The sequence below is a fragment of the Devosia sp. J20-27 genome, from assembly GCF_055808595.1.
In genome coordinates, this window is record NZ_CM147875.1 from 2,787,681 (window position 1) to 2,807,770 (window position 20,090).

Annotated in this window: 16 protein-coding genes and 1 pseudogene; 9 read left to right on the forward strand and 8 right to left on the reverse strand. The window is 63.0% G+C overall.

The annotated features are described in order from the left end of the window. Positions 1–14 precede the first annotated feature (14 nt). A complete protein-coding gene (locus AC0L4C_RS13825) occupies positions 15–767 on the forward strand; it encodes a phosphatase PAP2 family protein (protein ID WP_473400229.1) in 753 nt (250 codons plus the stop codon). On the opposite strand, the pseudogene metC reads toward AC0L4C_RS13825, so the two are convergent. Beyond that, a pseudogene (gene metC / locus AC0L4C_RS13830) lies at positions 755–1,939 on the reverse strand (cystathionine beta-lyase). The gene AC0L4C_RS13825 and the pseudogene metC sit on opposite strands and share 13 nt — an antisense overlap. Before the next feature lie 222 nt (positions 1,940–2,161). On the opposite strand from metC, the gene AC0L4C_RS13835 reads away from it, so the two are divergent. The 5 genes from AC0L4C_RS13835 to AC0L4C_RS13855 all read left to right on the forward strand — a co-directional run bounded on the left by AC0L4C_RS13835 (position 2,162) and on the right by AC0L4C_RS13855 (position 7,572). Continuing rightward, positions 2,162–3,193: an amino acid ABC transporter substrate-binding protein gene (locus tag AC0L4C_RS13835; protein WP_473400230.1), complete on the forward strand. Its 1,032-nt coding sequence runs from the start codon at positions 2,162–2,164 to the stop codon at positions 3,191–3,193. Between the two features lie 114 nt (positions 3,194–3,307). Further along, on the forward strand, positions 3,308–4,498 hold the full coding sequence (locus tag AC0L4C_RS13840; RefSeq protein ID WP_473400231.1) for an amino acid ABC transporter permease: 1,191 nt from the start codon (positions 3,308–3,310) through the stop codon (positions 4,496–4,498). A gap of 9 nt (positions 4,499–4,507) precedes the next feature. Continuing rightward, positions 4,508–5,632 carry an amino acid ABC transporter permease gene (locus tag AC0L4C_RS13845; protein WP_473400232.1) on the forward strand — a complete coding sequence of 375 codons (1,125 nt, stop codon included), beginning with the start codon at positions 4,508–4,510 and terminating at the stop codon, positions 5,630–5,632. Positions 5,633–5,634: 2 nt separating this feature from the next. Then, the gene (locus AC0L4C_RS13850; protein WP_473400233.1) at positions 5,635–6,435 is read left to right on the forward strand and encodes an amino acid ABC transporter ATP-binding protein; all 801 of its coding nucleotides are present in this window, start codon (positions 5,635–5,637) and stop codon (positions 6,433–6,435) included. Between the two features lie 78 nt (positions 6,436–6,513). Then, entirely contained in the window at positions 6,514–7,572 is a 1,059-nt protein-coding gene (locus AC0L4C_RS13855) for a transporter substrate-binding domain-containing protein (RefSeq protein ID WP_473400234.1), read from the forward strand. Positions 7,573–7,574: 2 nt separating this feature from the next. Here AC0L4C_RS13855 and AC0L4C_RS13860 read toward each other — a convergent pair whose 3' ends face one another. Beyond that, on the reverse strand, positions 7,575–8,285 hold the full coding sequence (locus tag AC0L4C_RS13860) for an alanyl-tRNA editing protein (RefSeq protein ID WP_473400235.1): 711 nt from the start codon (positions 8,283–8,285) through the stop codon (positions 7,575–7,577). Then, positions 8,282–9,334 (reverse strand): cysteine synthase A, encoded by a 1,053-nt coding sequence (locus AC0L4C_RS13865; protein ID WP_473400236.1) that lies wholly within the window; start codon positions 9,332–9,334, stop codon positions 8,282–8,284. Before AC0L4C_RS13865 ends, AC0L4C_RS13860 begins: the two co-directional genes overlap by 4 nt. A 326-nt stretch (positions 9,335–9,660) precedes the next feature. On the opposite strand from AC0L4C_RS13865, the gene AC0L4C_RS13870 reads away from it, so the two are divergent. Then, entirely contained in the window at positions 9,661–10,929 is a 1,269-nt protein-coding gene (locus AC0L4C_RS13870; RefSeq protein WP_473400237.1) for an MFS transporter, read from the forward strand. 76 nt (positions 10,930–11,005) lie between these two features. On the opposite strand, the gene AC0L4C_RS13875 is transcribed toward AC0L4C_RS13870, so the two are convergent. Then, positions 11,006–12,418 carry a cryptochrome/photolyase family protein gene (locus AC0L4C_RS13875; protein ID WP_473400238.1) on the reverse strand — a complete coding sequence of 471 codons (1,413 nt, stop codon included), beginning with the start codon at positions 12,416–12,418 and terminating at the stop codon, positions 11,006–11,008. A 199-nt stretch (positions 12,419–12,617) separates the two neighbouring features. Here AC0L4C_RS13875 and cysD point away from each other — a divergent pair, with 199 nt between their 5' ends. Both cysD and cysN read left to right on the forward strand, forming a co-directional pair. Then, the gene (gene cysD / locus AC0L4C_RS13880; protein ID WP_473400240.1) at positions 12,618–13,529 is read left to right on the forward strand and encodes a sulfate adenylyltransferase subunit CysD; all 912 of its coding nucleotides are present in this window, start codon (positions 12,618–12,620) and stop codon (positions 13,527–13,529) included. Beyond that, complete coding sequence (cysN, locus tag AC0L4C_RS13885) at positions 13,529–15,442, forward strand: sulfate adenylyltransferase subunit CysN (protein WP_473400241.1); 1,914 nt, start codon at positions 13,529–13,531, stop codon at positions 15,440–15,442. The genes cysD and cysN overlap by 1 nt, the downstream gene beginning before the upstream one ends. A gap of 435 nt (positions 15,443–15,877) precedes the next feature. Here cysN and AC0L4C_RS13890 read toward each other — a convergent pair whose 3' ends face one another. The 4 genes from AC0L4C_RS13890 to AC0L4C_RS13905 form a co-directional block, all read right to left on the reverse strand. Beyond that, positions 15,878–16,255, reverse strand: a complete 378-nt coding sequence (locus AC0L4C_RS13890) for a hypothetical protein (protein WP_473400242.1) — start codon at positions 16,253–16,255, stop codon at positions 15,878–15,880. Between the two features lie 432 nt (positions 16,256–16,687). After that, positions 16,688–16,984: a hypothetical protein gene (locus tag AC0L4C_RS13895; RefSeq protein ID WP_473400243.1), complete on the reverse strand. Its 297-nt coding sequence runs from the start codon at positions 16,982–16,984 to the stop codon at positions 16,688–16,690. A 685-nt stretch (positions 16,985–17,669) separates the two neighbouring features. Then, positions 17,670–18,674 carry a cytochrome d ubiquinol oxidase subunit II gene (gene cydB, locus AC0L4C_RS13900; protein ID WP_473400244.1) on the reverse strand — a complete coding sequence of 335 codons (1,005 nt, stop codon included), beginning with the start codon at positions 18,672–18,674 and terminating at the stop codon, positions 17,670–17,672. Next, a complete protein-coding gene (locus AC0L4C_RS13905) occupies positions 18,664–20,073 on the reverse strand; it encodes a cytochrome ubiquinol oxidase subunit I (RefSeq protein ID WP_473400246.1) in 1,410 nt (469 codons plus the stop codon). The genes cydB and AC0L4C_RS13905 overlap by 11 nt, the downstream gene beginning before the upstream one ends. Positions 20,074–20,090: the final 17 nt, after the last annotated feature.

Genomic DNA, 20,090 nt, shown 5'->3' on the forward strand with positions numbered 1-20,090 from the left:
GTGAGTTAAGGATCATGTTCGATCTGTCCAAACCCTGGCCCTGGGGGCTCAATCGCGCCACCTGGTGGCAATTTGCGATTGCCTTCGTGCTGGTGCTGGGTGTGGTGGTGTGGTTCGACCCCGCAATATCGGCGTTTATCCGGGGCTGGCCGGAGCCGGTCATCGCTTTCCTTCAGGCAGTCACCGACTATGGGAAGTCGGACTGGATTCTCTATCCGGCGCTGATTTTCACCCTGCTATGCGGCGGGCTGGCGCTGCTGATCCGGAAGCGGGCGCCTGGACTGGCGCTGCGGCAGATGACCGGTGTTTATGCGTTCATATTCGTCGGCGTGGGGCTGCCCGGACTGCTGTCCAACCTCATCAAGCGGGGAATCGGCAGGGGGCGGCCGGAGCTGTTCGACGAGGTGGGGCCGCTGCATTTCACCAATTTTATCAACGACTACACCGCGCAGAGCTTTCCCTCCGGGCACACGACGACGGCATTCGCCTTCGCCTTCGTGGTCGGGTTCATGAGCCCGAGATGGTTTCCCTGGCTTTTGCTGGCGGCGATGGTAGTCGCCCTGTCGCGCGTTGCCGTGGGCGCGCATTACCCCACCGATGTGCTGGCGGGAATCATCGTCGGGACGCTCGGGGCCTATGCGGTGCGCGGGTTCTTTGCCTCGCGCCGCTGGGTGTTCGCCTCCCGCCCGGACGGGACCATCACGATGCGTCGCCTCTCCGGTGTGCTGCGGCTGATGCGGTCGCGCCGTCGGGGTCAGGCGAAATAGCGGGCCAGACCGGCCGCCAGATCGGCCCGTAGATCCTCGAGCCCTTCAAGGCCCACATGCATGCGCAACATGGTGCCTTCAATGGTCCATTCGACCGCGGTGCGCGCCTTTTCCGGGTGGATGGGGAGCAGCAGGCTTTCGTAGCCGCCCCAAGACCAGCCCATGCCGAACAGGTTCATGCCGTCGACCATGGCCGCGAGCTTTTCGCGCGGGCGGGATTGCAGGGTGAACGAGAAGACGCTGCCCGAGCCGGTGAAGTCGCGCTGGAACAGCGCGTGATCGGGATGGGTGGGGAGGGCAGGGTGGAAAACCTCGAGAACGCCCGGCTGAGCCTGCAGCCAGGTGGCGAGAACCAGAGCGTGCGCGCCATGTTCCTTCATCCGTACCGCGAGTGTGCGGAGGCCACGGGCGGCGAGATAGATGTCATCGGGCGAGGCGCAAATTCCCAAAGCGAGCTGGGTTTCGCGCAGCTTCTTCCAGCTGCGCTCGTTGGCCGACACGGTCCCGAACATGGCGTCGGAGTGCCCCACGAACATCTTGGTGCCGGCATGGCATACCAGATCGGCTCCCAGATCGAGTGGACGGTGGTTGAGCGGCGTGGCCCAGGAGTTATCCACAATTACATAGGCGCCGGTTTTTCTGGCCGCCGCGACAATGGCGCGCAAGTCCTAAATCTCGAACGTCAGCGAGCCGGGGCTTTCGACAAAGATGGCCCGGGTCTTTTCGGTGATCAGTGCTTCAATGCCGGCCCCGATGCGCGGGTCGTAGTAGCGCGGCGTCACGCCGAGCCGCGACAGGACGCTGTTCGAAAAGCGGCGTGTCGGCTGGTAGGCGCTGTCGGTGATCAAGATGTCGTCACCGGCCTCGACCACGGACATCAAGGCGGTCGAGATGGCCGCCAGGCCTGAGGGGCAAAGCACTGTTCCGGCTGCAGATTCGAGCGCGGTCACGAGGTCGGCAACGGAACTGTCCGAGGGGTTGCCGGTGCGGCCGTAGTCGTAGCGCGGGGCGGAGTAATCCTCGAGGGCGTCGAGGGTTGGGAAGAGGATCGTGGAGCCGCGGTAGACCGGCGTGTTGACGAAGCCAAACTGCTGTTCAGGGTGGCGACCGGCGTGGGTCAGAAGGGTCTCCAGCGACGGCTTGGAGGTGCCGTTCTTGTTCAATTCAGTCATGCGTCAACCCCTGCCCATAATATGTCCATGCTGCAAATCTGACCAAAACTTGGTCACAATCGCTGCCCTAATCCAGCCATAGTGCTTGACGTTAGCGTCGTAAGCCGCTTCGATGCATACCAGCATCACTCTCGCCGTCCAAGGCGGAGGTGCCTCCGGGGCAGTTGAACATTATTCAATTGCTGTCCGTTCATAGGTTCAGAAACAAAAAAGGCAGGCTAAATGTCAAAGGTTCTCCTCTCGATCGCGCTGGCTGCAGGGCTGGGCGTTACAGCCACGGCTGTACAGGCTCAGACAGCGACGTCGGCAACCCTCGATGCCGTAAAGGCCAAGGGCTACATCCAGTGTGGCGTGACCGGCGGTGTGCCGGGCTTCTCCGCGCCGGACTCGAGCAACAACTGGACAGGCCTGGAAGTTGACTATTGCCGCGCTCTTGCAGCTGCGATCTTCAACAATCCGGACAATGTCCGTTACACCCCGCTGACCTCGCAGGAACGCTTCACTGCGCTTTCGGCCGGTGAAATCGACGTGCTGTCGCGCACCACGACCTGGACGATGAGCCGCGATACGCAGCTGGGCATCAGCTTTGTCGGCACCATGTTCTACGACGGCCAGGGCTTCATGGTCCGCAAGGCCGACGGCATCGCCTCGGCGCTCGACCTGAGCGGCGCGGCCATCTGCATCGAGTCCGGCACCACGACCGAGCTCAACGCAGCCGACTACTTCGCGGCCAACAAGATGGAATTCAACACCGTCGTGTTTGTCGACCAGGACGAAGTCGTGAAGGCCTACGAAGATGGCCGTTGCGACGTCTACACCACTAACTCGTCGGCTCTTGCTGCCGAGCGTTCCAAGTTCGCCAACCCGGCCGATCACATCATCCTGCCGGAAATCATCTCCAAGGAGCCGCTCGGCCCCGTGGTGCGTCAGGGCGACAGCGGCTGGTTCAACATTGCCCGCTGGACCTATTTCGCACTGCTCGAGAGCGAGGAACTGGGCGTGAGCCAGGCGAATGTCGACGAAATGCTCGGCTCGGACAATCCGGCCATCAAGCGCCTGCTCGGCGTTGAAGGCGACTTCGGTACGCCGCTTGGCCTGACCAAGGACTGGGCTTACCAGATCGTCAAGCACATCGGTAACTACGGCGAGTCCTATGACCGTCACGTCGGTCCGGCAACGGCCATTGGCCTCGAGCGCGGCCTGAACGCCCTGTGGCGCGACGGCGGCATCCAGTACTCCCCGCCGATCCGCTAAGAACGACTCTGGCCCGGTGTCACGTTGATGCCGGGCCACCTCGTCCGAATATCGAGACAGCCTGCAGCGGTCCCGATCCTAAATTCGGTCTCTTGGGCAGAGGACTGAGCGAGCATGGCAGCTATTGAAGGCGGGCGTGATACACCGCCGCGGACTAACTTTCTCAACGATCCGGTCATTCGCGGGATCTTCTATCAAGTACTTGTCGGCGCGCTGGTCGTCGGCTTTCTCGCCTGGATCGTGAACAATACGGCGGTCAACCTCGCCGCACAGAACAAGACAACCGGGTTCGACTTCCTGTGGAAGACGGCCGGTTTCAACATCAGCTTCTCGCTGTTCCCTTTCGACCGGACGTCGTTCTACTGGCAGGCCTTCCTCGTCGGCCTGACCAATACGATCCTCGTGGCGATTGTCGGCATCTTCTTTGCGACCATTCTCGGGTTCACGATCGGCATTGCGCGCCTGTCTTCGAACTATCTGGTGTCGCGGCTGGCGACCGTCTACGTCGAGACGATCCGCAACATCCCGCTGCTGCTGCAACTGTTCTTCTGGTACTTCGCGGTGCTCAAGGCGATGCCGGCGGTCCGGGATTCCTTCGAACTGCCGTTCGATATCTTCATCAATCAGCGCGGGCTGTTCGTTCCCAAGCCGCTGGTGGATGACCAGTTTGCCTTTGTCTGGGTGGCGCTGCTGGTCGGCTTTGTCGGCTGGTATCTGCTCGGCCGCTGGGCGAGGCTCCGCCTCGAAAGTACCGGCAAGCGCTTCCCCGCGTTCATCACCGGCCTTTTCGGGCTGATCGTGCTGGTGGCGCTGGTCTGGCTGCTGAGCGGCGCGAGCATCTCGTTCGAGCCACCCGAACTGAACCGCTTCAACTTCAAGGGCGGCATCGAGCTGCCACCCGAACTGGTAGCGCTGGCATTCGGCCTCTCGATCTATACGGCCTCGTTCATTGCCGAGACGGTGCGCGGTGGTATCCAGTCGGTCAGTCATGGCCAGACCGAAGCCGCCGCCGCGCTGGGGCTCAAGGATGGCGACCGCCTGCGTCTGGTGGTGGTGCCGCAGGCCATGCGGGTGATCATTCCGCCGCTGACCAGCCAGTATCTCAACTTGACCAAGAATTCCTCGCTGGGCGCGGCTATCGGCTACCCGGAACTGGTGAACGTGTTCACCGGGACGACGCTGAACCAGACGGGCCGCGCGATCGAAGTCATTGCGCTGACCATGCTGGTCTATCTCGTGCTGTCGCTGGGAACTTCGGCGATCATGAACTGGTATAACGCCCGTGTGGCGCTGGTCGAACGGTAGGAGCGCGCCATGACAGACTTTGCTTTCGTGCGCTCCGAGATGTCGGAGGCCAAACCGGCCCCCGGGCGACAGAGCGGTGCCATCGCCTGGATGCACAAGAACCTGTTTGCGACGGTGTCGGATTCAGTGCTGACGGTGCTGGCAGTGCTGTTCCTGCTCTGGGTCATTCCGCCGCTCTACGGCTTCCTGATCGGCAGTGCCGTGCCGCCGGGCGGGACAGTGGAAATGTGCCGCGTCGAAAATGTCGGCGCGTGCTGGGCCTATATCGCCAGTGAAATCGAGTTCTTCATCTACGGTTTCTATCCGATGGCGGAGTACTGGCGGCCGAACCTGGTGTTCGCGCTGCTGGCCGTGCTCGGGGCGCCGCTGCTGATCCCGAAGGTGCCGTACAAGGTCCTCAACGCCATCCTGTTCTTCGTGGTGTTCCCGATTGCGGCCGTGGTGCTGCTGAGCGGTGGCGTGTTCGATCTGCCGTATGTGCCGACCGAACAGTGGGGCGGCCTGCTCGTGACACTGATCATCTCGGTGGTCGGCATCTCGGTGTCACTGCCGCTGGGCATCCTGCTGGCACTCGGGCGGCAATCGCAATTGCCGATCATCAAGACGCTCTGCATCGCCTTCATCGAACTGGTGCGCGCAGTGCCGCTGATCACGGTGCTGTTCATGGCCTCGATCATGCTGCCGCTGTTCATGCCGCAGGGCATGACGGTGGACAAGCTGGTGCGGGCGCTGGTCGGCGTGACGCTGTTCTCGTCGGCCTATATGGCGGAAGTCGTGCGCGGCGGCATGCAGGCTATCGGGCGCGGCCAGTACGAGGCCGGGCAGGCGCTTGGGCTCGGCTACTGGAAGCGGACGGCGTTCATCATCCTGCCGCAGGCCCTCAAGCACGTGATCCCGGGGATCGTGGGCAACTTCATCGCACTGCTCAAGGACACCTCGCTGGTCTACATCGTGGGCATGAAAGACCTGCTCGAGGCGGTCAAGACCAAGAACGACGCGATCGAGTGGTCGTCCCCGACGCAGTCGGTCACGGGCTACATCTTCGCAGCCTTCGTCTTCTGGGTGATGTGCTTTTCCATCTCACGCTATGCCCGTTTCTGGGAAAACCGGCTCAACACCGGGCACAAGAGGTAGTTATGACAGACGTTTCCTCATCTGCGGCCGACCGCAATATCGACCGCCAGAAGATGACGGTCAGCCAGACCGAAGTCGCGATCGAAATCATCGGCATGAACAAGTGGTTCGGCGAGTTCCACGTGCTGCGCGACATCGACCTGAAGGTGATGCGGGGCGAGCGTATCGTCATTGCCGGGCCCTCGGGCTCGGGCAAGTCAACGCTGATCCGCTGCATCAACCGCCTGGAAGAGCACCAGCAGGGCCAGATCATCGTCAACGGCATCGAACTGACGTCCGATCTCAAGCGGGTCGACGAGGTGCGGCGTGAAGTGGGCATGGTGTTCCAGCACTTCAACCTCTTTCCGCACCTGACGATCATGCAGAACCTGACGCTGGCGCCGATCTGGGTCCGCGGCATTCCCAAGGCGGAAGCCGAGGCAACTGCCATGAAATATCTGGAGCGCGTGAAGATTCCGGAGCAGGCCCAGAAGTTCCCGGGCCAGCTCTCGGGTGGCCAGCAGCAGCGTGTGGCGATCGCCCGCTCGCTCTGCATGAACCCGGAGATCATGTTGTTCGACGAGCCGACGTCGGCGCTTGACCCGGAAATGGTCAAGGAAGTGCTCGAAGTGATGATCTCGCTCGCCGAGGACGGGATGACCATGATCTGCGTGACACACGAAATGGGCTTTGCCCGGCAGGTGGCCAATCGCGTCATCTTCATGGACCAGGGGCAGATCATCGAGCAGAACGAGCCCGAACAGTTCTTCTCCAATCCGCAGCACGAGCGGACCAAGCTGTTCCTCAGCCAGATCCTGCACTAGTCACATCTTCCTGAGCCCGGGGCGCCTTGACCCGGGCACCGTCCGCCGAAATAGTGCCGGCGCGACAGGGAGATTTGCGTGCAGGGAAGACGGGCAGCGCTGACGGGCGCCAGGACACTGGCCGCCATGTGCTTGATGACCATGATGTCCGGGACACAGGTGCTGGCGCAGGACGTGGCGCCGGCCGGCCCGACACTGGCCGATGTGCAGTCCCGCGGTCACGTCATCTGTGCCACCAGCGATCCACTACCGGGTTTCGCGCAGGCGGGAGCCGACGGGCTGTGGTCGGGGTTTGACGTCGATTTTTGCCGCGCAGTGGCGGTGGCCATATTCGGCGATCCGACCAAGATGGAGTTCGTGCCGCTGTCAGGCGACAGCCGGTTCGCACAGTTGCAGACCGGCGAGGTAGACCTGATCGCCCGCAACGCGCCGTGGACGATGCGGCGCGACACGGGGTACGGTGCCAACTATGTCGGCACCTCTTTCTTTGACGGGCAGGCCTTCATGGTGCCGCAGTCGCTCGGCGCCGTATCGGCCTACGAACTCGACGATGTGCGGGTCTGCGTCCTCGACGGACCGGAAGAACTGGCGGCCATTCGCGAGTTCTTTTTTACCACGCAGGCGACCTACTCGGAGGTGCTCTATGAGGACCGCGAGGACCTATCCGTCGCCTACCAGTCGGGTCTGTGCAACGCGGTGTCGGCGCCGGCGAGCTGGCTCAACGCCATCCGCAAGAGCCTGCCCGAGCCAGCGACGCACCGCATCCTGCCGGAGCGCATTTCCAAGGGCGGCTTCGGGCCGGTGGTCCGGTCGGGCGACGACCAGTGGTTCAAGATCGTGCAGTGGACGCTGTTCGCCTTGATCGATGCCGAGGAAGCCGGCGTCACCAAGGACAATATCGGCTCGCTGTCGGCGGCCAAGACGCACCGGATCCGCAGGTTATTGGGGCTCGAGGGCGTCTATGGCCCGGGTATTGGCCTGCCGCCAAAGTTCATGGCCAACGTGATCCGCCAGGTCGGCAATTACGGCGAGATATTCGACCGCAATTTCGGGCCGGATACCGGGGCCGCCGTGGTGCGGGGGCAGAATGCGCTGTGGAGCAATGGCGGGCTGCTCTATGCGCCGCCGGTCGAGTAGCGTCAGGCGAAGAGCAGGCTGACGCGGCGGTTCTGGGCGCCCTTCTTTTCGATCTTGCCCAGCTTGAGCGGCCCGATTTCGCGGGTGTTGCGCACATGGGTGCCGCCGCAGGGCTGCAGGTCGACATCGCCGATGCGAATGAGCCGGACGCGCCCCTGACCCATGGGCGGTTTCACCTTCATGGTCTTGATCAGAGCGGCGTTTGCCGCCATTTCGGCGTCACTGATCCACTCGGCGGTGACATCGTGATGGCCCGCCACCATGGCGTTGAGCTGATCTTCAAGCGCCTGCAGGTCGGCCGGCACTTCGGGCATGTCGAAATCGAGGCGGCCTTTTTCTTCGCCAATTGAGCCACCGGTCACCGGGAACGGGAAGACAACGGAGAGCAGGTGCAAGGCGGTGTGCATGCGCATCAGGCGCAGCCGGCGGTCCCAGTCGAGATGCAGAGTGACTGACTGGCCGGTTTGCAGGCCATGGTCGGCGTCCGCCGGGACATGGACGATTGCCGTCTTGTCGCCGTCAGGATGGACGACAGAGGCAAGGCTCAGCGCGCCACCGATCCACTCGATCCGGCCGGTGTCGGCGGGCTGGCCGCCGGATGCAGCATAGAAGATGGTCCTGTCGAGGACGATGCCACCTTCGGGCGTGATCGCCGTGACGGTGGCATCGAGGGTCGTGGCGTAGGAATCGTCGCGAAAGACGAAGTCGGTCATGCAGCAGGCTCGGGCTCGATAACGGACTGCCAGTCTATAGCCGGCGCTTCCTCCAGCCAATGCGGCACTGGCAGGTCCTTGGACTTCAGAAATTCGGGGTTGAACAGTTTCGACTGATAGCGATTGCCGTAGTCGCAGAGGATGGTGACGATGGTCTTGCCAGGCCCGAGGTCGCGGGCCATGCGGACCGCGCCGGCGACATTGATGCCGGATGAGCCGCCGAGGCAGAGGCCTTCGTGCTCAAGCAGATCAAAGACGTAGGGCAGGGCTTCGCTGTCCGGGATCTGGTAGGGATTGTCGATGGTCAGGCCTTCGAGATTGGCGGTGATGCGACCCTGACCGATGCCCTCGGTGATCGAGTTGCCGGCGGATTTGAGCGCACCGTGAGCATAGTACTCATAGAGCGCCGCGCCTTCGGGGTCGGCGAGGCCGATCCGGACATCGGGGTTTTTGGCACGCAGCGCGGTGGCGACGCCGGCGAGCGTGCCGCCGGAGCCGACGGCGCAGATGAAACCGTCGATCTTGCCACCGGTCTGTTCCCAGATCTCGGGGCCGGTGGACTCGATATGGGCCTGGCGGTTGGCGACGTTATCGAACTGGTTGGCCCAGACGGCGCCATTGGGCAGCTCCCGCGCCAGCTTGTCGGCAAGGCGGCCGGAGATGCGGATGTAGTTGTTGGGATTGCGGTAGGGCTTGGCGGGCACCTGGATGAGTTCGGCGCCGAGCAGGGTCAGGGCGTCCTTCTTTTCCTGACTCTGGGTTTCGGGGATGACGATGACCGACTTGTAGCCCAAGGCGTTGGCGACCATGGACAAGCCGATGCCGGTATTGCCGGCCGTGCCCTCGACGATGGTGCCACCCGGCTTCAGCAGGCCCTTCTTTTCGGCATCGCGAATGATCCAGAGCGCCGCCCGGTCCTTGACCGACTGCCCGGGATTGAGGAACTCAGCCTTGCCCCAGATATCGCAGCCGGTCGCGTCGGAGACGCGGTTGAGGCGGATGAGCGGGGTGTTGCCGATGGCCGAGATGACGTCGCGATGGTTGGTCATGAAATTCCAAGCGTGGCTGTTTGAGCCTGGAAACTAAGGTCATGACGGTGTCGTGCCAAGGCCGAAGCAGCGGAATGGTAAGGCGTTTTCCAGCAGGGCAGCGCCGGGGCATGAAGCTGCAAGGTCGGGGTGGAATCGAGAATGACGTGGCTTGAGATGAGCTGAGGAGGGGCTGGGGATCGGGAGCATCGGCAAATAGTCGTACTTACATATCCACTACCGCGGCTATCATAGTCACCTGGCGGTCCAAAAACTCCTTTCCGCACCTTCGACCATTTCTCTGACTTCGACAGCTGGCTCTGGTTGTCGCCATTGTTCCGGCACGCATGTCCACTTCCCGCAAATCGCCGCCGCTTTCAGAACTGACGCCCCGGCAGGTGCAGTGGATTCTCGGCGGGGCGGCGATGACCCTGTCCACCATGCCCGGGCAGACCAATTTCATCGCTCAGTTCAATACGTCGATCCGCGAGACGTTCGGGCTGTCGCATGGGGAGTTCGGCGGCATCTACACGATTGCCACGCTGACCAGCGCCTTCTGCCTGATCTGGGCGGGCACGCTGGTGGACCGGTTCAGTTCGCGGCTGCTGGCGTTGATCTCGATTGCCGGACTGGCGATCACTGCGCTGGCCATGGCCGGACTGGGGCACGTGGTGCTGCTCGTCGTGGCACTGGCGGCCCTGCGGTTTTTCGGCCAGGGCATGCTGGCACATATCGCGATGACGACGATGGCACGCTGGTTCAACCGTTTTCGTGGCCGGGCACTGTCGTTTGCGGGGCTTGGCTTCACCATCGGCGAGGCGGCGCTGCCCTTCACCATTACCATTGCCATCCTGACGTTTGGCTGGCGCGAAGTCTGGTTCGGGACGGCCTGTGTCCTGCTGGCAGTGCTTGCGCCGCTCATCTGGTTCCTGTTGCGCGATCCGCCGGACGGCAAGAAGGCCATTGCCAGCGGCAAGGTGAACCCGGACGGGCCGGGCGCGACCCTGTTGACGGGCGGCGGCTGGACGCGGGGCAAGGTGCTCAAGGATCCGCTGTTTTATGCGATCATTCCTGGGATCATGGCGCCACCGGCCATCGGTACGCTCTTTATCTTCCATCAGGCGCATCTCACCGATCTCAAGAGCTGGGACCTGACGGTGTTCACCGCCTCCTTTGCGTTCCTGTCGCTGACCAACGCCACCACCAGCGTCTTCGCCGGATTCCTGGTCGACCGTTTCGGTGCGTGGCGGCTGATGCCGTTCGTGCTGCTGCCGCTGGGGGGCGCCTGCATCCTGATCGGGACGCTGAACGCGCAGATTTATATCCCGCTGATCTTTGTGAGTTTCGGCCTGACCATGGGCATGATGGGCCCGATTGTCGGTTCGCTCTGGGTGGAGATCTACGGCACCACCCATATCGGTGCTATTCGCGCCGTTGCTTCGGCCGCGCTGGTGGCTGCCTCAGCGGTGGGGCCGGGGATCGCCGGGGTGCTGATCGATGCGGGGATCGATCTGGATGCGCAGGCCTTCGGATACGCTGTCTATTGCGTGCTCGGCGCCGTCGCCTACTGGCTGCTGCAGCCCACGTTCGGCAAGCGTTCGGCCGCCTTGAGCTGAGCGGCGACGGAGCTGTCGGGCGGTCTGCCGGTGCTTGGCACAGACCTTCGAAGAAAGGTGTGCCGGATATCTGGTGCTACAGGGCTTGGAAGGCATCCAGCGCCCGTTGCCGGGAGGACTTGAGATCGACGATGGGCCGTGGATAGGTGGTTCCCAGCGCGACGCCGGACTTGCGGAGCACATCAGCAGGGGCGGCGGCCGGGTCCTGAATGAACTTGTCCGGCAGGTTCGCCAGTTCCGGGACCCATTGGCGGACATAGGCACCGTCGCCGTCGAAGCGCTCGCCCTGCGTGACCGGATTGAAGATGCGGAAATAGGGTGCGGCGTCGAGCCCGGATCCGGCGACCCATTGCCAGTTCCCGGGATTGTTGGCGATGTCGGCGTCGAGCAGGCAATCCCAGAACCAGGCCTCGCCCTTGCGCCAGTCGACCAGCAGGTTCTTGGTCAGCAGTGACGCGGTGAGCATGCGGACGCGGTTGTGCATATAGCCAGTCTGCCAGAGCTCGCGCATGCCGGCATCGACGATAGGGAAACCGGTCTGGCCGCGCTGCCAGGCGCCAAGAGCGGCCGCCTCGTTCTGCCACTGGAACCCGGCGAACTTTGGCTGCATGGGTGCCGTCGCGATGTCCTCGCGGTGATAGAGCTGATGATAATTGAAGTCCCGCCAGGTCAGCTCCTTGAGGAATTTCTCGACGGCGCCGGCCGAGCGAGGCGAGCGATGGGCGTGCAGTTCGGCGGCGTGCCAGAGCTGGCGCGGCGAGACTTCGCCAAAGGCGAGGTGCGGCGACAGTCTTGACGTCACGTCGCGGGCGGGAAGATCGCGGCCGTCGGGATAGTGGACGATGTCGTCAGACAGAAAATCGGCCAGCTTGTCCTGGGCAGCGGCGCTGCCGATCTGCCAATGTGCGCCCAGCTTTGCGGTCCAGGCCGGCTCCTCGTAAGCAGCATCGACCGGTTCGACTTCGGTTACCGGTCGGCTGGCCGGCCTTGGCGCGGGCAGGGGCCGTGGGATGGGCTTCTGCCGCAGGGTGTTCCAGAACGGGGTGTAGACCGAATATGGCTTGCCCTGGCCGGTTGCGATATCCCAGGGCTCGACCAGAACATTGGCGCCAAAACTGGTTGCGCCGATGCCGCTCGCCAGGCAGCGTGCCTTGATAGCGGCGTCGATAGTGCATTGGGCCGGCGCGTAGCGACGGTTCCAGAACATGGCAGCGCCGTTGTGCCTCGCAAGGGCGTCGAAGACCGTTAACTCGGCAGGGCCGCGGCGGACTTCGAGGCTGATGCCGAGGCTGGCGAGATCAGTCGAGAGCGATTTGAGGCTGTGGTGCAGCCACCACCGCGAGGCAGCGCCGGGCCGGCGGAGGATCTCATCGGTTTCTTCGACATAGAGCGCGTGCACTGGCAGGCCGGTGTCGATCGCGGCGCTCAGGGCGGGGTTGTCGGCGATGCGGAGGTCATTGCGGAACCAGACAAGCGCAGATTTGGCCATGAAATAGTTTTCCGTTCCTCGGGACTTGTGGGCGCAGTCGATCCTAGCGGAGGAGCCGGGGCCGAACACGTTTGCTGTGCCCGGTAGGTACGCGCAAAGCTTCGAAAAAGTTCACCTTTTCCGCACCGGGGCGGGTCTTGCTGGCACCGTTTGCACGGCGTATTTGCAGGTCTTCGATCCGATTGGAAGTCATAGCCGCATGACCGCGACGCGCACGCTCAGCCACCTCAAGGCCCTCGAATCCGAGAGCATCGAGATATTCCGAGAGGTCGCGGCGAGCTTCGAGCGCCCGGTGATGATGTACTCGATCGGCAAGGATTCCTCGGTCCTGCTGCACCTGGCGCGCAAGGCGTTCTTCCCCAGCCGCATCCCGTTTCCGCTGCTGCACATCGACACGACGTGGAAGTTCAAGGAAATGATCAGCTTCCGCGACCGGATGGCGGAAGAGCACGGCTTCCAGCTGCTGGTGCACACCAATGCCGAGGGCAAGGCCAACAATATCAATCCGTTCGATCACGGGTCGTCGCGCTATACCGACATCATGAAGACACAGGCGCTGCGGCAAGCGCTGAACGCCGGGCGCTATGACGCGGCGATCGGCGGCGCGCGACGTGACGAGGAAAAGAGCCGCGCCAAGGAGCGCATCTTTTCGCACCGCAATGCCAGCCATGCCTGGGACCCGAAGAACCAGCGCCCGGAACTCTGGCGCGTCTATAATACGCGGCTGGCGCCGGGCGAGAGCATGCGGGTGTTCCCGCTCAGCAACTGGACCGAGCTCGATATCTGGACTTACATCTATTCCGAGGGGATCGAGATCCCTTCCCTCTATTTCGCACGCAAACGGCCGGTGGTGCAGCGCTCGGGAACGCTGATCATGGTCGATGACGGACGCATGCCGCTGGAGCCTGGCGAGACGCCGGTCGAGGACATGGTGCGGTTCCGGACGCTTGGCTGCTATCCGCTGACGGGCGCGATCCGGTCCGATGCGTCGGACCTGCCGTCGATCATCATGGAAATGCAGGCCAGCCGTACATCGGAGCGCGAGGGCCGGCTGATCGACAGCGACCAGGCCGGGTCGATGGAAAAAAAGAAGCAGGAGGGGTATTTCTGATGACGACCGCGAGCGCCATTGCCACTCCCAATACCGATCTCGACCTGTGGCTGAGCCAGCAGACCGACAAGGGGCTCCTGCGCTTCCTGACCTGTGGCTCGGTGGACGACGGCAAGTCGACGCTGATCGGCAGGCTGCTCTATGACAGCCAGTTGATCCTCGATGACCAGCTGGCGAGCCTGCGCAAGGAAAGCTGGAACCGGACCACCGGCGACGAGGGCATCGACTTCTCGCTGCTGGTGGACGGGCTGACGGCCGAACGCGAGCAGGGCATCACCATCGATGTGGCCTACCGGTTCTTTTCGACCGACAAGCGCAAGTTCATCGTTGCCGATACGCCGGGCCACGAGCAATACACCCGCAACATGGCGACCGGCGCCTCGAACGCCGACCTCGGCATCGTGCTGATCGATGCGCGCAAGGGCGTGTTGACGCAAACACGACGCCACAGCTTCATCCTGAGCCTGATCGGCGTCAAACACGTGGTGCTGGCGGTCAACAAGATCGATCTCGTCGACTACGACGCCGATGTGTTCAACGCCATCGAAGCGGAATACCGGGCGTTTGCCAAGGATCTGGGCTTCGAGACGCTGGCGGCCATCCCGGTATCGGCCCTGCGCGGCGACAACATCCTCACCAACAGCACCCAGACGCCCTGGTTTTCCGGCCTGCCGCTGGTGCCCTATCTCGAGACCATCGAGGTGGCGAGCGATCGGACCAGCCAGCAGATGCGGTTCCCGGTGCAGTGGGTGAACCGTGCCAGCCTCGATTTCCGCGGTTTCTCGGGGACGGTGGCGTCGGGCATCGTCAAGGTCGGTGACGACGTGCTGGTGGCAGCATCACGCAAGCCGGCCAAGATCGCGCAGATTGTCACTATGGACGGTGAGCAGAGCGAGGCGATTGCCGGCGAGGCCGTGACGGTGGTGCTCGACCGGGAAGTCGATATCTCGCGTGGCGACGTGCTGACGCATCCGGGCGAGACGCCCGAAGTCTCCAATCAGTTCCAGGCGCGGGTCGTCTGGATGGCCGAGGAGCAGGCGTTGCCCGGCCGATCCTACCTGCTCAAGATCGGCTCGCAGGTGGTGCCGGCCTCGATCACGTCGCTGAAATTCCGCACGAACGTCAATACGCTCGAGCAGAGCCCGGCCAAGACGCTGGACCTGAACGAAGTCGGGACGGTGACCATCGCCACCGACAAGCCGCTGGTCTTCGACAGCTATGCGACGAATGGCCAGACTGGTGCCTTCATCCTGATCGACCGGATTTCCAACGCCACGCTGGGCGCCGGGGTGATCGATTTCGGGCTGCGCCGGGCGCAGAATCTCTCCTACCAGTCGTTCGACGTGAACCGGCAGGTGCGCGGCCGGATGAAGGGACAGGAGCCGACGATCGTCTGGTTCACCGGGCTTTCCGGCTCCGGCAAGTCGACGATTGCCAACCTGATCGAGAAGCGACTGACGACCGACGGGCGGCATTGCTACATTCTGGATGGCGACAACGTGCGGCACGGGCTCAACAAGGACCTTGGCTTCACCGACGAGGCGCGGGTGGAAAACATCCGGCGCGTCGCCGAAGTTGCCCGGCTGATGGCCGATGCCGGTCTGATCGTCCTCTGCTCGTTCATCTCGCCCTTCCGCAACGAGCGCCGGCTGGCGCGCGAAGTGGCGGGCGATATCACCTTCCGCGAGGTGTTCGTCGATACGCCGCTCGAGCTGTGCGAGGCGCGCGATCCCAAGGGCCTCTACAAGCGGGCACGGACCGGCGAGATCAGGAATTTTACCGGCGTCTCCAGCCCCTACGAAGCGCCAACCGACGCGGACATTGTGCTGGACGGGCGGACGAAGGGCCCGGCGGAGCTGGCCGAGGAGCTCTACGAGCAGTTGTTCGGCTGGGAGTCGAGCTACTCGATCTAGGGGTTGGGGCGAAATATCGCGCTGCGGCCGGCGCTCGCACTGTGGGGGCGGCTGCGACTGATGCCGGACGGCCTGAAATGGGGACAGATATGACGGCTGCGATATGGTCGCTAGGATCAATCGCGGCGGCGAGATCGAAGTGACGATCGCTGCGGCTCTGGCGTTCGCTGAAAAATGCCAAGGACAATTTTGCCGGCGCCATGGACAATGCCGAACCTGAGGTGACGGTGGGATCGGGGCCGACCGGAGCGTTTTACGAGGTCCGGCTGCCGGTGGCATCAAGCGAGAACGCCAACGCCATTTGTGCGGCGATCAGGTCGGCGGGCGTCGGGTGCTACGTGGCTGCTGGAGGCTGATGTCTAGCCTCACCTAACCCTCGGTGGACCTCGGTCGGCGCGGGAACTCTTCCGCGCCGATCGAGCTAGCGCAAGCAGATTACCTGGACATGCCGCCCCAGGACTTCTTCTCGGGGCAGGATCCCGGCGAGGTGCTCGAAACTTCGACCTTGCCGCGGATTCCGTCGCCCCGTACCCGCTTCCACTCGGTTGTCGTGCAGTAGCCGGCGTCGTTGACGGAGCCAACGATCGAGCCGAACGGGAGGCAGAAGCCGTCGGCGCCCGCGTTGCCCGCTTGCTGGAAGCCCGCCAGATTCAGGCAGGTACCGAAATATGTCGTACCGTCAGGACCGGCTCCACCGGGGGACTGGTAGGTGTAGGTCTTCTCGTGATGGTGGTGGTGATAGCCGCCCGCCATCGCCGGGATGGCAACCGACACGAGCCCCAGTGCGACAACCGCCCCGGCAATCAAACTCATATTACGCATCTTACTTACCTCAGAGTTGCTAGGCGGCCGCCGCTTCCGCCCTCCTCCGATGTCCCGAAATGGAACATCTGCGTGTCATTTAAGGACGTAAATCTGTGGAAAACAAGTGAACAAGTAATGAATAGTTAACCAGCGGCCGAATCGAGGCCAGGCTAAGGGCCTGGTGTGACTTGGGAGTTCCGCAGGAAAGCGGTGTCAAGCCTCTGTGACGTGATACGCTGGGCCAGCTGCAAGCTGCAGCAGCCGTGTTTTGGGTCGCATTGCTGAATCCAGCATGGCGGTCGCAGGTGCGAGCAAGGGGCGGACAGGCCGGCGCAATGACTGGCCGATAACGTGCGATGAGTCTCGGGCGATCGATGAAAGGCCCCACGAAGGGAGCCTTTCAAACTGATGGTTTTGCGTCGCTACAGGGGTACTTGAACCCTAGGGGCAGGAACTGCCCTGGACTGGTGCATGCCAATCGACAATTTCGACGATCACGACATGGGGGGTCCACTCCCAGAAGGGCTTATTTTGGTTCTCTGGGGCGTTCTTGGTGGCTGCCAGGGAGGCTTTGGCTGTCTCCTTGGCGGTCTCCTTCAAGTCAAGCTTTCCGGTCTGGTGCACGGCGATGTCAGGGACATCGCCGTCGAGCGTTACATAGGTAAATTTGTTGGTCGAAACAGGCTGGGCGAGTGTGGCGAGATTGCCTGAGCTTGCGCAGAGGCCGTTGGCCTGCATGGCGTCATGCCATTTGTGCTCGGGGTTCGAGCAGAGTCCCAACTGCCGGCCGCCGCCAAGGAAGCCTGATCCAACCCCCGTTGTGGCGATGCCCGTTCGGCTGACGGGTGCGTCATTGGGAGTCACAATTTCTGGAAGATTCTGGCAACGCTAGAGATTGGTGGCGAAAGAAGCGGACGTCGAGAGCAGGCTGACAACAAGGGCCAACGCCAACGTGGACTGAATACGCATAGTTACTACCTCAAATAAACAATGAGGCAGCCGCCGCTTCTGGCCTCCTCCAATGTCCCGATATGGAACATCTGAGTGTCATTTAGGGACAGATTTTTGTGGAAAACAAGTGGACAAGTAACGTTTGGTTAGTCCTGAGCCGAATCGGCGTGCTGTTAACCACGTGATCTGATGCGTGTTTTTGTGTGAACTGAGCGTCAAGCGCTTTCGGTGACGCACGGGAGCCGAGTTCTGGGAGCTGTTGAAAAGCAGGCCTTTGCGGCACGCACGCGCGGTCTGGCCCGCCAAGTCAAACCGGGCCGGCACTACATGGCATTACTGATGCGGTGGATGGCGCTCAGGCGCCGAGCGCGAGCTTGATGGCGTAGCCGACGAGGGTGACGCAGAGGACCCCGGCGGCCCAGAGGGCGACGAACCAGAGCAGGCGCCGGGGCAGGGAGGGGCCGGCCGCCATCTAGTGGTAGCCTTCCTCCGGGTCGACCTTGCCGCGGAAGACCCAGTAAGCGTAGCCGGTATAGGCGAGGATGATCGGCACGAGGACCAGGGCGCCGACGAGCAGGAAACTCAGGGACGAGTCCGGTGCCGCCGCCTCGGCAATGGTGAGGGCGCCCGGCACGATGTAGGGGTAGAAGCTGATGCCGATGCCGACAAAGCTCAGCACGAAGATGCCCAAGGCCGAGAGGAACGGCAGCAGGTGCCTGTCGTTGTTCAGGCCCCACCAGAGCGCCGCGGCGCATATGGCGAGCAGCAGCGGGACCAAAGCCGAAAAGAAGGCGGTCGGAAAGCTGAACCAGCGGTCGAAATAGACCGACCGCAGGAATGGCGTCCAGAGGCTGACGGCGGCAATGGCGACCAGAGTTGCCACACCGGCAATCAGGGCGATGCGGCGCGATTTCTCCTGCAGCGCTCCGGTGGTCTTGAGGTTGAGCCAGGTGGCGCCGAGCAGGGCGTAACCGACGGCGACCGCTACGCCGGTGAGGATTGAAAAGGGCGTCAGCCAGTCCCACCAGCCGCCGGCATAGCTGCGGTCGGCGATCTGGATGCCCTGGACGAGCGCACCCAGAGCAATGCCCTGCATGACGGCCGCAACGGTCGAGCCGCCGGCAAAGCCCCATTCCCAAAGAGCCTTCCAGCGCTTGGTACGGAAGCGGAACTCAAAGGCGACGCCACGGAAGATGAGGCCGAGCAGCATCAGGATCAGCGGCATGTAGAGCGCCGGCAGGACAGTGGAGTAGGCCAGCGGAAAGACCGCCATGAGGCCGCCGCCGCCCAGCACCAGCCAGGTCTCGTTGCCGTCCCAGACAGGGGCAATCGAGTTGGTCATGATGTTGCGATCACTGTCTTCCGGAAACAGCGGAAAGAGGATGCCGATGCCGAGGTCGAAGCCGTCGAGGACGACATAGGCGAGGACGGCGAAAGCAATCAGGCCGGCCCAGATGGTGGGGAGATCAATGGGCATGGCCGGGCTCCGCGTCTTCGATCTGCTGGGCAGGGGTGATGCCGGAGGCGCGATGCGGCCCCTCATGTGACGATCCGTCGTCGCCTTCGGGGCGTCGGCCAAACAGGCGGAACAGGTAGAAGACGCCGGCGCCAAAGACGATGAAGTAGACGATGATGAAGGCCAGCAGCGAGGCGCCGACGGCCGGGGCGGCGACCGGCGACAGGCTGTCGGAGGTGAGCAGCAGGCCATAGACCGTGAAGGGCTGGCGGCCGACCTCGGTGGTGTACCAGCCGGCGAGGACGGCGATGAAGCCGGAGGGGCCCATGGCGACGGCCGCACGGTGCAGCCAGGGGCTGGCATAGAGCGTCTTCTTCCAGCGGGCCCATAGCGACCAGAGACCGACACCCAGCATCAGAAGGCCTAGGCCAACCATGATGCGGAAGGTAAAGAACGGGATCAGCGCGGGTGGCCGTTCGTCGGCCGGGAAGGCCTTCAGGCCCTTGACCTCGGCGTTGAGATCGTGGGCGAGGATCAGTGAGCCGAGCTTGGGGATCTCGATGGCGTAGCGGGTTTCCTCAGCCTGATCGTCGGGAATGCCGAAAAGGATCAGCGGAGCGCCAACATGCGTCTCGTAGTGACCTTCCATGGCCGCGATCTTGGCCGGCTGGTGCTCGAGCGTATTGAGGCCGTGCATGTCGCCGGCGAGGATCTGCAGCGGCGTAACGAGCGCGGCCATCCACATGGCCATCGAGAACATGATCTGTGCCTGCCGGTTGGTGCGTTCCCGCAGGAGATGCCAGGCGCCCACGGCGCCCACGGCAAACGCCGTCGTCAGGAACGCGGCGAGCACGGTATGCACGAGGCGGTAGGGGAAGCTGGGGTTGAAGATGATGGCCAGCCAGTCTTCGGGGACGAAGTTGCCGTTGGCGCCGATGCCGTAGCCGGCGGGCGTCTGCATCCAGCTGTTCGCCGAGATGATCCAGGTGGCCGAGACCAGCGTACCCAACGCCACCATGGCGACGGCGAACATATGCAGCCCGTCGCCCACGCGCTTGCGGCCAAACAGGGCAATGCCGAGGAAACCAGCCTCGAGGAAGAAGGCGGTCAAAACTTCATAACCCATCAACGGCCCGATGACGGCGCCGACACGTTCCGAGAATACCGACCAGTTGGTGCCGAACTGGTAGCTCATGACGATACCGGAAACGACGCCCATGCCGAAGGTGACGGCAAACGGGGTTTTCCAGTATTCGAAGAGTTTGAGGAAGGCGGGTTCCTTCTTCCACAGCCACAGCGCGTTGAGCACGGCGAGGAAGCTGGCAAGCCCGATAGAGAATGCCGGAAACAGGAAGTGGAACGAGACCGTGAAGGCGAACTGGATCCGGGCCAGCAGCTCTGCGCTGAAATCAAACGGCATAGTACCACTCCATGCTT

Coding starts and splice junctions, on each gene's coding strand:
- AC0L4C_RS13840 (WP_473400231.1), top strand. CDS start 3,308: ATGGCAGCTATTGAAGGCGGGCGTGATACACCGCCGCGGACTAACTTT.
- AC0L4C_RS13850 (WP_473400233.1), top strand. CDS start 5,635: ATGACAGACGTTTCCTCATCTGCGGCCGACCGCAATATCGACCGCCAG.
- cysD (WP_473400240.1), top strand. CDS start 12,618: ATGACCGCGACGCGCACGCTCAGCCACCTCAAGGCCCTCGAATCCGAG.
- cysN (WP_473400241.1), top strand. CDS start 13,529: ATGACGACCGCGAGCGCCATTGCCACTCCCAATACCGATCTCGACCTG.
- AC0L4C_RS13860 (WP_473400235.1), bottom strand. CDS start 8,285: ATGACCGACTTCGTCTTTCGCGACGATTCCTACGCCACGACCCTCGAT.
- AC0L4C_RS13835 (WP_473400230.1), top strand. CDS start 2,162: ATGTCAAAGGTTCTCCTCTCGATCGCGCTGGCTGCAGGGCTGGGCGTT.
- cydB (WP_473400244.1), bottom strand. CDS start 18,674: ATGCCCATTGATCTCCCCACCATCTGGGCCGGCCTGATTGCTTTCGCC.
- AC0L4C_RS13875 (WP_473400238.1), bottom strand. CDS start 12,418: ATGGCCAAATCTGCGCTTGTCTGGTTCCGCAATGACCTCCGCATCGCC.
- AC0L4C_RS13845 (WP_473400232.1), top strand. CDS start 4,508: ATGACAGACTTTGCTTTCGTGCGCTCCGAGATGTCGGAGGCCAAACCG.
- AC0L4C_RS13865 (WP_473400236.1), bottom strand. CDS start 9,334: ATGACCAACCATCGCGACGTCATCTCGGCCATCGGCAACACCCCGCTC.
- AC0L4C_RS13825 (WP_473400229.1), top strand. CDS start 15: ATGTTCGATCTGTCCAAACCCTGGCCCTGGGGGCTCAATCGCGCCACC.
- AC0L4C_RS13890 (WP_473400242.1), bottom strand. CDS start 16,255: ATGAGTTTGATTGCCGGGGCGGTTGTCGCACTGGGGCTCGTGTCGGTT.
- AC0L4C_RS13895 (WP_473400243.1), bottom strand. CDS start 16,984: ATGCAGGCCAACGGCCTCTGCGCAAGCTCAGGCAATCTCGCCACACTC.
- AC0L4C_RS13870 (WP_473400237.1), top strand. CDS start 9,661: ATGTCCACTTCCCGCAAATCGCCGCCGCTTTCAGAACTGACGCCCCGG.
- AC0L4C_RS13905 (WP_473400246.1), bottom strand. CDS start 20,073: ATGCCGTTTGATTTCAGCGCAGAGCTGCTGGCCCGGATCCAGTTCGCC.